This is a genomic window from Salegentibacter lacus (assembly GCF_020164555.1).
Classification (GTDB): Bacteria; Bacteroidota; Bacteroidia; order Flavobacteriales; family Flavobacteriaceae; genus Salegentibacter; species Salegentibacter lacus.
Genome location: NZ_JAIQZB010000002.1, coordinates 180,223 through 191,928, shown reverse-complemented (window position 1 = coordinate 191,928; position 11,706 = coordinate 180,223). Strand labels below are relative to the sequence as shown.

General features: G+C 37.2%; 9 protein-coding genes. 2 read left to right on the top strand and 7 right to left on the bottom strand.

What is annotated here, in order from left to right:
- Positions 1-42 precede the first annotated feature (42 nt).
- From LB465_RS02355 to LB465_RS02345, 3 genes are all read right to left on the bottom strand, one after another.
- Positions 43-1,452: an OmpA family protein gene (locus LB465_RS02355; RefSeq protein WP_224466572.1), complete on the bottom strand. Its 1,410-nt coding sequence runs from the start codon at positions 1,450-1,452 to the stop codon at positions 43-45.
- 193 nt (positions 1,453-1,645) lie between these two features.
- Complete coding sequence (kbl, locus tag LB465_RS02350; protein ID WP_224466569.1) at positions 1,646-2,839, bottom strand: glycine C-acetyltransferase; 1,194 nt, start codon at positions 2,837-2,839, stop codon at positions 1,646-1,648.
- A gap of 32 nt (positions 2,840-2,871) precedes the next feature.
- Positions 2,872-6,003 (bottom strand): UvrD-helicase domain-containing protein, encoded by a 3,132-nt coding sequence (locus LB465_RS02345; RefSeq protein WP_224466567.1) that lies wholly within the window; start codon positions 6,001-6,003, stop codon positions 2,872-2,874.
- Positions 6,004-6,169: 166 nt separating this feature from the next.
- Here LB465_RS02345 and LB465_RS02340 point away from each other — a divergent pair, with 166 nt between their 5' ends.
- Entirely contained in the window at positions 6,170-6,778 is a 609-nt protein-coding gene (locus tag LB465_RS02340) for a superoxide dismutase (RefSeq protein ID WP_224466565.1), read from the top strand.
- 470 nt (positions 6,779-7,248) lie between these two features.
- Here the strand turns inward: LB465_RS02340 and LB465_RS02335 are convergent, their stop codons facing one another.
- The 4 genes from LB465_RS02335 to purN all read right to left on the bottom strand — a co-directional run bounded on the left by LB465_RS02335 (position 7,249) and on the right by purN (position 11,316).
- On the bottom strand, positions 7,249-9,147 hold the full coding sequence (locus LB465_RS02335) for an amidophosphoribosyltransferase (RefSeq protein ID WP_224466563.1): 1,899 nt from the start codon (positions 9,145-9,147) through the stop codon (positions 7,249-7,251).
- A gap of 63 nt (positions 9,148-9,210) precedes the next feature.
- On the bottom strand, positions 9,211-10,134 hold the full coding sequence (locus LB465_RS02330; protein WP_224466561.1) for a PfkB family carbohydrate kinase: 924 nt from the start codon (positions 10,132-10,134) through the stop codon (positions 9,211-9,213).
- Between the two features lie 115 nt (positions 10,135-10,249).
- The gene (gene rnhA, locus LB465_RS02325) at positions 10,250-10,717 is read right to left on the bottom strand and encodes a ribonuclease HI (RefSeq protein ID WP_224466559.1); all 468 of its coding nucleotides are present in this window, start codon (positions 10,715-10,717) and stop codon (positions 10,250-10,252) included.
- On the bottom strand, positions 10,717-11,316 hold the full coding sequence (purN, locus tag LB465_RS02320; RefSeq protein ID WP_224466556.1) for a phosphoribosylglycinamide formyltransferase: 600 nt from the start codon (positions 11,314-11,316) through the stop codon (positions 10,717-10,719). The genes rnhA and purN overlap by 1 nt, the downstream gene beginning before the upstream one ends.
- Positions 11,317-11,464: 148 nt before the next feature.
- On the opposite strand from purN, the gene LB465_RS02315 reads away from it, so the two are divergent.
- A complete protein-coding gene (locus LB465_RS02315) occupies positions 11,465-11,701 on the top strand; it encodes an acyl carrier protein (protein ID WP_013069791.1) in 237 nt (78 codons plus the stop codon).
- Positions 11,702-11,706: the final 5 nt, after the last annotated feature.

Genomic DNA, 11,706 nt, shown 5'->3' with positions numbered 1-11,706 from the left:
GGCGTTTTTCTATAATAATTCTTTAAGTAATTATCAGATTAATTATTCCATAGAGGAATCAGAATCCTTTACTTCTTTATTCTTGTCTAAAGAAATTTCAACTCTACGGTTATCCTGTCTTCCGGCAGCCGTATTGTTAGTTGCAATTGGTCTTTCTTCACCATAACCTTCAGAAGTTAATCTGCTGCTTGGCACACCATTTTCTTCTAGCCATAATTCAACAGAAGCTGCACGCTCACGAGATAATTTCTCGTTGTATTCAGCGCTACCAGTACTATCTGTGTGACCTTCAATATGGAAAATTGTATTTGAATATTCGTTCATGATTTCAGCAATAGACTCTAAAGCTTCTTTTGAATCATCTCTAATAGTAGCCTTGTTCAAGTCGAACAACACAGTTTTAGAATATTCGTTCAATTCAGAAATAACTTCTACGTCTGGTTCTGGACATCCGTTGTTAGCTGCAGTTCCAGCAACTTCAGGACAATCATCATCTTTATCTAAAACGCCATCGTTGTCCATATCTTCGTAAGGACATCCGTTGTTTTCAGCAGGACCAGCTTCGTTAGGACAGTCATCTTCGTTATCGGCAACACCGTCACCATCAGCATCAGGACATCCATTAAGTTCAGCCAATCCGGCTACTTCAGGACAGTCATCATTAGGATCAGCAATTCCGTCACCATCGGTATCAGGACATCCGTCAAATTCAGCTAAACCAGCTTCATTAGGACAAGCGTCCATACGGTCTTCAATTCCGTCACCGTCAGAATCTGGACATCCGTTAAACTCAGGTAAACCTGGAGTTTCTGGACATTCATCATCTTTATCGTAGATACCGTCTCCGTCAGAGTCAGTTCCACCGAACATAAATTTCACACCACCTGCGTGTTGAAAGTGTGTAGCACCATCAACATCAAAAACGTGTTTGTAGTTAGATTCAAGGGTTAAAGCAATATTATCTGTAAACCAGAAGTTTAAACCGAATTTACCGTTAAGAGTTGCAGCACCAAGATCTGAAATAGGGTGATCGCCATTATCAGCAATGCTGGTGTAACCACCACCAATACCAACAACAGGATCAAGCCATCCATCATTAAGTAAAGCTCTTAAGCTATAGTTAAAAGACCCATCTATACCATAATATGCCATTTGTGGAACACTTTCAGCACCATATTGTTCAATTTGATTTACAGAACCTGCAAGTTCAAATACAAAACCGCTGCCAATATAACGGCCTACTGTTAATCTTGACATAGATGGTAAGATATTCCAGTGATCTCCAACGTTAAAATAATCATCAAAAGTTCCTCCTACATCAGTGGTAGGGTGAAAATCTACCGCGTTGGTTTGGATCCCTATAGCCCAGGGATTGTTAGCATCCTGTGCAGATACCGAAGTAATGCCCAGAACCAACATTGTAGCGAATAAAATTTTGCTAAGATGTTTCATATTCAATAGTTTAGTTTTAAGTGTTAATTGTTAACAAAAGTAGACTGTTAAAGCTTATCGGCAAAGCATAAAATAATAAAGTTTTCTTAATAAACCCTTAGATAATGGCGTTTTTGAGAGCTTTTTAAGATTTGTAAAGCTTTATTTTTGCTGATTTTTTATTTTAAATTTCAGTCATCCTTTAACATTGAGGCTAAATAATATCTAACTCTTTACCAACCTTAGTAAAGGCTGCAATAGCTTTATCTAAATGTTCTTGTTCGTGTGCGGCAGATAGTTGCACTCTTATTCTCGCCTTTTCTTTTGGTACTACCGGATAAAAGAATCCTATTACATAAATACCTTCTTCCAGTAGCCTTTCTGCCATTTTTTGAGATAATTTGGCGTCATATAGCATTACCGGAACAATAGCCGATTCTCCATCTATAATATCAAAACCGGCATCTTTAATACCTTTTTTGAAATATTGGGTGTTACTTTTTAATTTTTCTCTTAAGCTATTATCATTTTTAAGCATATCAAAAACCTTTAGCGAAGCTCCAACGATAGAAGGTGCAAGGGAATTTGAGAATAAATATGGTCTTGAACGCTGTCTAAGTAATTCTATAATTTCTTTTTTAGCAGTAGTATAACCGCCCATAGCACCTCCAAGTGCTTTACCAAGAGTCCCGGTAATAATATCTACACGATCCATAACCCCTTTTTCTTCCAGGGTTCCAATACCTTTTTCTCCAATAAAGCCGGTAGCATGGCATTCGTCAATCATTACCAGAGCATCATATTTGTCTGCCAAATCGCAAATTTTATCCAATGGAGCTACAAGTCCGTCCATAGAGAAAACACCATCGGTTACGATAAGCTTAAACCTTGCTCCTTTTTCGTTAGCGTCCTGAAGTTGTTTTTCCAAATCGGCCATATCGCCATTTTGGTAACGATATCTTGCTGCCTTACATAATCGCACACCATCAATAATAGAGGCGTGGTTTAGCGAATCTGAAATTATCGCATCTTCTTTGGTTAAAAGTGGTTCAAAAATTCCACCGTTGGCGTCAAAACAGGCAGCGTAAAGAATAGTGTCTTCCGTTCCGTAAAAATCGGCTATTTTTTGCTCCAGTTCTTTATGAATATCCTGGGTTCCACAAATAAATCTAACACTAGACATTCCAAATCCGTGAGTGTCCATAGTATCTTTTGCCGCTTGTATAACTTCTGGATGGGAAGAAAGCCCCAAGTAATTATTAGCACAAAAGTTTATTACTTCCTCTCCGGTAGAAATTTTAATCACCGCATCTTGAGGACCGGTAATTATTCGTTCCTTTTTAAAAAGGCCGTCTTCTTCAATTTGTTTTAGTTCCTCTTGTAAATGTTCTTTTATCTTTCCGTACATAATTTTCTGTTTTTTGCAAATTTACATTTCTTTTAAACAAGGCGCACTTTAAGCGCTTTATTTGTATACACAAGGTTTTTGCTGCCTATGTGATAACCCATTTCTTCTAAAATCCCGGCATAGCTGTTAATTTGAGTTTCGTGAGAAACATCAAACTTTCCGGTTTTATAGTCTATAATATTCACCATGTTTCCCGAAAAATTTATTCTGTCCGGTCTTAGTCTTTTTCCTTCCGGAGTTAGAATATCGCGTTCGTTAAAACTTGTAGCGTTCTCTGTATAATATTTTGAAAGTTGAGGATGGCTGGTGATTTCAAGAAGTAATTTCTCAATTTTTTCTGCTGAATCTTTAGTAATTATTCCGTCGTTTACAGCTTGGGCAACCACGGGTTTTACCTGTTCTTTATAATTTATTTGCGCCAGTAATTCGTGCAGAATTTCTCCTTTTTCAATCGCTTCTTCCTGTTTACTGTCCCAAAGCATTCCTGATTTGGTAACGATATTCACCGCCTGATTTTGTGTTGCTGAAGAATAAAATTTCTCGGAAATAATATTTGCTGAATGTGTTTCTTCGGAAGTTTTTGGAATGCCAATTTTACCAAATTCGTAAGTATTAATATTAGCATCCCATTTCCCGATTTCTTTTAAAAAACCGATCAATAAACCTGAAGTTTTATAAGATTTTTCGTTGCCTTTGGAATCAATTTCTTTCTTACTCAATAAATATAGCTGCTGGGAAGCCCGGGTACAAGCAACATACAGCACATTTAAGGTGTCGAGTTCCTTTTGATGGATTAATTCGGTATAAATATCTGAAGCTTTTGGGCCCCAATTCAGCATTTTATCTGATGCGCTTAGGTAATTCATAGGAATTTCATCTAAAGGCGGCTCCATTGGTAACCAAAGCGAATCCATTCTCGTGCTTTTAGAATCTGAATTTGCATATGGATAGATCACAACCGGAAATTCCAATCCTTTAGATTTATGAATGGTCATAATTTGCACGGCATCTTCAGCTTTTGGTACCACAATGCTTAAACTCTCTTTTTCCTGAAGCCAGAGATCAATAAAATCGGATATTCCTGCGGTTGCTTTTTGCGTGCTTTCAAAGATAAAATCCAGGAAGAACTGCACATAGGCATTTGAAGTTTCTACCAGCGAAAAACTCCTGATAATATATTCTGCGGCTTCGTAAACCGAAAGTTGCCTTATTTCATTTAGGTCAAAATCGATATCATAATCCTTTAACCAGTGGAAAAATGCTTTTCCGTCTTTTGGTAAATTCGCCGAAATAATAGGGTAGCGGTTTTCTATTTCCAGAAAATCTGCCAGGAAATCAAAAAGCTCCAGCTTTAAAGTTTTGTCTTTTGGGCTTAAAGAAAATTCTAACAAATAAGCGATAAAATTCACTTCAGGGGAATTGGCAACCAGTAAGGTTTCCGAAGAAACTACTGGAATATTATGTTCGCTTAAATAACTAGCAATAGTAATACCCTCTTTCTTTTTCCTGGTTAAGATGCAGATATCGCCTTTTTTAAAATTTTTATGCTCTAAATTTTGGATGATATCCAGGATCTTTTCAGGATAAATTTCGTGTTCTTTAGCAACATTCTCTGCTTCAATAAAATCGATATTTACATAGCCAAAATCGCCTTTTTTCGGATTTTGACTGCTCTCCTGAAATAAATTTGAATAAGCCGGATGTTGTAAAGTGCCAGAGGCATAGCTAAACAAACTATTGTTGAAATTTACAATCTGGCTTCCGCTTCGGTAATTGTCTGGCAGGTTCTCTATTCGCTTTTCAATACTAAACGGGTTGGTATCCAGGCAAAGGTCTATAAACTGTTCGGCTTTTCCGCCACGCCACCGGTAAATAGATTGCTTGGCATCCCCGACAAGCATTGCGCTGGCAGGATCCTGAATGTTTTCGGAAGAAAGTTTATTATCAATTAGCGGAATCAGGTTTTCCCACTGCATTTGCGAAGTGTCCTGAAATTCGTCTATAAAATAATTTTGATAGCGCTCCCCGAGCCTTTCGTAAATAAATGGGGCCGGCTGATCTTTAACCTGCGCACTAATCTTTGGGTTAAATTCGGAAATTAGAATAAGGTTCCGCTCTTTTTTTATAAGCTCGACTTCCTGGTTTATAGCGTTAAGTAAAGAAAGTTGGGTTAGATTTTTTCTGATTGCACTTAGAAAATCCAGGTTTAAGTAAGCTCTTTTAGAAATTTCAAAGAGGCTAACGATCAAGGACTGAATGCTATCCAAGGCATCCTTTGCAGCCTGATTTTTATTTGATTTTGCATAAAGCGGAGCTGTTTCCAGTTTTTGCATCCAGGATTTCTCAAAACCGTCTATGGTTTTTTGATCCCTTAACTTTACAAAATGCTTATAAACATATCCGCCACTAAAATCTTTTTCTTCTATACTATTGCTTTCAACCAGATCGAAAAATTCATGGCTGGTTTCTGCGATTAGTGCTTCAGTTTTCTTTATTTCTGAACTTATTCTTTCTTTAAATTTCCGGAAATCTTCGGGAGTTTTTCCTTTAAGTTTTTTCAGTGCTTCCTGGTGGTTTTCGCCAATGAGTAATTCAGAAATTTCAAAAAGGTCTTTTGCGATATCCCAGCTTTTATCATCGTCGGTTTTACTTATGGCAAAAGCGATAAGCACTTTGGTAAGGTCTTTATCGGTTCCGGCTTTGTTTATAAGTCGGTCTACGGCTTCCATCAGGATTTGCCGGGTATTAAGTGCAATTTCAAAATTTACCGGAAGACCGAGGTCTTTAGCAAAAGTTCTAAGGACTCTGTGGGTGAAACCGTCTATTGTGGAAACTTCAAAAGCAGCGTAATTATGGATGATACTTTTTAAGATCTTTGCAGCCTTTGTTTTGAGCTCGGTTTCAGATAAACCGGTGTCTTCAGCAAGATTTTTAAAAAGCGGATTATTGGTAGCCGAGGTTTCTTCCGCAGTAAAATCCCTTAAACTGCTTATAATCCTGGATTTCATTTCATCTACCGCCTTATTGGTAAAGGTAATTGCAAGGATGTTTTTATAAGCGTCACTTTTATTGCTTTTGAACAGGAGGAGCAAATATTCTTTAACCAGGGTGAATGTTTTACCCGATCCCGCTGAAGCATTGTAAATAGTAAAGTTGTTATTCAAGAAGGCTGAAGTTTTAAGAAGATTACAATTTTTAAAGGTAAAGTAAAAAAGTTTTGTACTATAGGTAGGCTTTTAAGTATTTTATAACACTAAAATGTTTCTATTAAATAGCGTAATACCTAAATTTGAGAGAATTTATTACTAATCACTAAAAAAATATACAAAAATGGCTTTTGAGTTACCAAAGTTAAAATATGCATTCGATGCATTAGAACCATATATAGATGCTAAAACCATGGAAATTCACCATGGAAAACACCACGCAGGTTACACTAAAAAATTGAACGCTGCAATTGAAGGGACCGACCTTGAAGGTAAAACCATAGAGAACATTCTTGAAAATCTTGATAAATCTAATACCGCTGTAAGAAATAACGGTGGCGGATTTTACAACCACAGGTTATTTTGGGAAATTATGTCTCCAGATGGTGGCGGAAAACCAGAAGGCGATCTTGCAAAAGCAATAGATAGCGCATATGGCTCTTTTGAAGCTTTTAAAGATGAATTCTCCAAAGCAGCTGCAGGACAATTTGGTTCTGGATGGGCTTGGCTTTGTGTTCACGATGGTGGGAAAGTAGAAATTTGTTCTACCGCAAATCAGGATAATCCATTAATGCCTGGAATAGGCTGTGGAGGAACCCCTGTTTTAGGTCTTGATGTTTGGGAGCACGCATACTACCTAAATTATCAAAACCGTCGTCCAGATTATATTGAAGCTTTCTTTAATGTGATTGACTGGAAAGAAGTTGGAAGCAGATATGCGAAGCAGAAATAATAACTAAGTTATATTTCATATAGTAAAAAGACCGCCATTTGAGCGGTCTTTTTTTTGCAAGAATGTTTAAAATAAAAAAAGGCGGATTTTTTAGATCCACCTTTTTTTGCCCCAAATCTACCATGAACTTAACCTACTTATGTTATGGTGACTCTAAAGTATATTGAATAAATTTTGTTCACAAATTTTTTAGACTAAAAACCAAATTATCTGTTAAAATACTGAAAATCAATAAATAGTGTAAGAAATCTTTAGATTTGTTGTCAATTCTTTGTGAGAATTTTTTTCTTTCAGTGGAGTTTCGAATTCGTGTAAAAATAAAAAAAGGCGGATTTTTAGATCCACCTTTTTTTGCCCCAAATCTACCATGAACTTAACCTACTTATGTTTATGGTTCTGCTAAAGTATATAAACTTATTCCTGCAAAAAATCATTTTAGACGAAAGGCAGAAAAACTTGTTAAAGTGCATTTAGTAGGCTCTTCCTTCGTTTCCTTCGTAAAAATTAATAAAAGCTCTATTCACCACACGGTTCCCACCAAAAGTTGGATAGTTCCCTGTAAAATACCAGTCTCCCAAATTTTTAGGACAGGCGGTGTGCAAATTATCTACTGTTTGATAGATCACCTTTACGTCTGCTTTAACATCGGTGTCACAAAGTAATTTTGAAATCTTATCTGAAATTTGCTCATCTGTAAAAGGTTCGTAAATTTCTTTGACGAAATTCTTCACTTCCACATCGGCAAGATCTACCTGTAATTTACATTTTTCGTAAACCTTCTCTACTATATCGTATTGATTATTATCCTGTAAAAGTTCCAGGGCAGCTCTAAAAGCAACAAGATCTTCAAGTCGTGCCATATCGATACCATAGCAATCTGGATAACGAATTTGCGGGGCCGAAGAAACCACTACAATTTGTTTTGGGTTTAACCTGTCCATCATTTTAATGATGCTCTTTTTTAAAGTAGTTCCCCTAACAATACTATCGTCAATAATTACCAGGCTGTCCTCAGGTTTTACCACGCCGTAGGTTACATCGTAAACGTGTGCTACAAGATCGTCCCGGCTGCTATCTTCAGTAATAAAAGTTCTAAGCTTTACGTCTTTGATCGCAATTTTTTCGGTACGTAACCTGTGGGCAAGTATTTCCTGAAGTCGCGCATCGGTTAAAGTGTCTTTTTCTGCAAGAATCGCTTCGTTTTTCTGCCTATTTAATTCATCTTGTGCCGCTTCTACCATTCCGTAGAAACTGGTTTCAGCAGTATTTGGAATAAAAGAGAAGACCGTATTTATGGTATCGTGATCTATTGATTTTAAAACCTCGGGCATTAATAAGCGCCCCAGCATTTTTCGTTCTTTATAGATCTCGGCATCACTTCCGCGGGAAAAATATATACGCTCAAAAGAGCAGGCTTTTCGTTCCAGCGGCTCCAAAATTTGGGTGATATTTACTTCTCCACTTTTTTTGGTGATAATGGCGTGTCCCGGCGGAAGTTCGTGCACATCATTAAAATCTACATTGAAAGCTGTTTGAATTACCGGTCTTTCTGAAGCGACAACTACAACTTCATCATCTTTATAATAATAAGCAGGGCGTATTCCTGCGGGATCACGTAAAACAAAAGAATCGCCGTGACCTAGTAAACCAGCCATGGCATAACCTCCATCCCAGTTTTTAGAAGACTTTCTAAGGATTTTAGCAACGTTTAATTTTTCAGCAATTATAGGTGAAGCCGAAACTTTGGAAAAACCTTCTTTTTTTAATTTTTTATAAAGTTTTTGAACTTCCGAATCTAAAAAGTGACCAATTTTTTCCATAACCGTAACGGTATCGGCTTTTTCTTTTGGGTGCTGCCCAAGTTCTACCAGGTTATTAAAAAGCTGGTTCACATTGGTCATATTAAAATTCCCGGCAACAATTAGATTACGGTGCATCCAGTTATTCTGGCGAAGAAATGGATGTACACTCTCTATACTGTTCTTCCCAAAAGTTCCGTAACGAACGTGGCCAAGATAAACTTCCCCTACATAAGGAAGGTTCTTTTTTTGAAGCGAAACATCATCGGCATACTCAGGATTCTCTTTAATTTCGTCGTTAATTCTGCCGTTAATTTGCTCGAAGATATCTTGAATTGGCTGTGCCGCATTAGATCTAATTCGGCTTATATAACGGTCTCCCGGAGCTGTATTTAATTTGATGTTGGCAAAACCGGCGCCATCCTGGCCGCGGTTATGCTGTTTTTCCATCATTAAATACATTTTGTTAATCCCGTAAAAGGCGGTACCATACTTTTCTTTATAGTACTCTAGGGGTTTTAACAATCGTATTTGGGCAATTCCACATTCGTGTTTTAAAGCGTCACTCATAATTCGTGGCAGATTTTATTCCTGCTTTATATAAAAAATGCCCTGAAAATTCAGGGCATAAGTTTAGGTTAATGCTATTTCAAATTGAGTTAATTTCTTAAACTCTGCGAGGCGCGAATTTACTTCTGCACCCGAAAGTTCCTCTATCCTCTCGGTTCCAAATTTCTCTACACAAAAAGATGCGAGATTGGAGCCATAGATAATTGCGTTTTTCATATTCTCAAAGCTAATGTCTCCTGTTTTTGCAAGATAACCTGCAAAACCACCTGCAAAAGTATCGCCGGCACCGGTTGGATCAAAAACTTCTTCCAGCGGTAGAGCGGGAGCAAAAAACACTTGCTCTTCGTGAAATAATAATGCACCGTGCTCTCCTTTTTTAATCACTACATATTTTGGACCCATCGTAGCGATCTTCTTAGCAGCTTTCGCCAAAGAATATTCGCCTGAAAGTTGTCTTGCTTCTTCATCGTTAATGGTGATAACATCTACTTTGGCAATAACTTTCATTAAATCTTCCAGGGCATTATCCATCCAGAAATTCATGGTGTCCAGGATTGCCAGTTTTGGAGATTCAATTTGTTCTAAAACGCTAAGTTGTACCAAAGGATGCAGGTTTCCCAGCATTACAATTTCAGCATCTTTGTAAGCGTTTGGTACTACCGGGTTAAAATCGGCAAGTACATTTAATTGTGTATCTAAAGTATCTCTGGAGTTTAAATCGTTATGGTACCGTCCGCTCCAAAAGAAGGTTTTTCCACCGGGCACCACTTCAATTCCATCTATATTTATATTGTTTTTGGTAAGCAGGTCAAGGTATTTTTGTGGAAAATCGTCTCCCACAATAGATACCACTGCACTGTCTACATTAAACTGTGAAGCCGAAAGCCCAATATAGGTGCCTGCACCTCCAAGAATTTTATCGGTTTTCCCAAAGGGGGTTTCAATAGCGTCAAAGGCTACAGTGCCTACAATCAGTAATTTACTCATAAATTGGTTTAAAAAATGTGCTGCAAATATACAGTTTGTTTTTCAAGGGCTCAATCAAAATTACTCGATAATCGAGATTAAATTCTCCGGGGCTTACTTCACTACAAAGTTGGTTTTAACTTTGCTGAAAACCTTCATCTATTAAAAGCCTTTTTTCTTTTGAGGCAGCCACCGCCAAAGCGTCGCAGCGTTCGTTTTGTAAATGGTCATTATGTCCTTTTATCCACTTAAAACTTACATTATGTTTGCGTATTTCTTTTAGAAATTCTATCCAGAGATCGGAATTCTTTCGGTCTTTAAAATTTTTCTTTTCCCAGCCAAAGACCCATTTTTTGTTTACCGCATCAGCAACATATTTTGAATCGGTAAAAACAATAGCTGAAACGCCAGGCTTTTTCAACTTTTTTAGCGCATCAATTACAGCCAGCAATTCCATCCTGTTATTAGTGGTGTGTTTAAAGCCTTTTGCAAATTCTTTTCGATAGGCTTTTCCTACCCATTCCATGACAATGCCATAACCACCGGGGCCGGGATTTCCTCTGGCGGCACCATCGGTATAAATGTGTACCTGGGCTGTTTGCACTACTGCGATCTCTTTTGAAGTAATTGCTGAAGAATTTCCGGGAAGTATTTGTATTCCAGGTTATGAATTTTTTCGGCGAGCGTTTCAGGCGTATCTTCTTCTGAAATTTCTGTTTTTGCCTGAAAAATTATTTCTCCTTCATCATAATTTTCATCTACATAATGAATGCTAATGCCGCTCTCTTTTTCTTTATTCTGAATAATGGCTTCGTGAACATTCATTCCATACATTCCTTTTCCGCCATATTTTGGAAGTAATGCAGGATGTATGTTTATAATCCTGTTTGGAAAGCGTTTTAAAATGTCTTCGGGGAAAATCCACATAAATCCGGCTAAAACAATCAAATCTGGATTTATATCTTCTAAAATATGCAGAACTTCGTAACTATTGTAGAGTGCTTCGCGATCAAAATGAAGGGCTTTAACATTTAGATCGTGTGCTCTTTTTAGCACTTTTGCCGATCTTTTATTCGAGAAAACCGCTACCACACTAGCGTCAGATGATTTTTGAAAATATTTAATGATATTTTCGGCGTTGGTTCCAGAGCCGGAGGCAAAGACAACTATTTTTTTTTTATTGGTATGGGTTGGATTGCTCAAAATAAGCTTGTTAACAATTATTAGAATGTAAAATTAAGCCCTTTCAACTAAATTTATGTAAATTACGATCACATTTTTAAAGTAAAAATCGGTTTTAAAATAAAGTTTTTTATTTTTGCCACCTAATCAAAATTAAAATAAAAGTATTATGTCAGACATTGCATCAAGAGTAAAAGCGATTATCGTTGACAAGTTAGGTGTTGACGAGAACGAGGTTGTTAACGAAGCGAGCTTCACAAATGACTTGGGTGCTGATTCATTGGACACTGTGGAATTGATCATGGAATTCGAAAAAGAATTCGACATCCAGATTCCTGATGACCAGGCTGAGAACATTGCCACAGTAGGTCAGGCAATTTCTTATATTGAAGACGCAAAAAAATAAAAAGA

Excerpts from the sequence above, each read along its gene's own strand:
- LB465_RS02355 (WP_224466572.1), bottom strand. The coding sequence starts at position 1,452 with ATGAAACATCTTAGCAAAATTTTATTCGCTACAATGTTGGTTCTGGGC.
- kbl (WP_224466569.1), bottom strand. The coding sequence starts at position 2,839 with ATGTACGGAAAGATAAAAGAACATTTACAAGAGGAACTAAAACAAATT.
- LB465_RS02340 (WP_224466565.1), top strand. The coding sequence starts at position 6,170 with ATGGCTTTTGAGTTACCAAAGTTAAAATATGCATTCGATGCATTAGAA.
- LB465_RS02335 (WP_224466563.1), bottom strand. The coding sequence starts at position 9,147 with ATGAGTGACGCTTTAAAACACGAATGTGGAATTGCCCAAATACGATTG.
- LB465_RS02330 (WP_224466561.1), bottom strand. The coding sequence starts at position 10,134 with ATGAGTAAATTACTGATTGTAGGCACTGTAGCCTTTGACGCTATTGAA.
- LB465_RS02315 (WP_013069791.1), top strand. The coding sequence starts at position 11,465 with ATGTCAGACATTGCATCAAGAGTAAAAGCGATTATCGTTGACAAGTTA.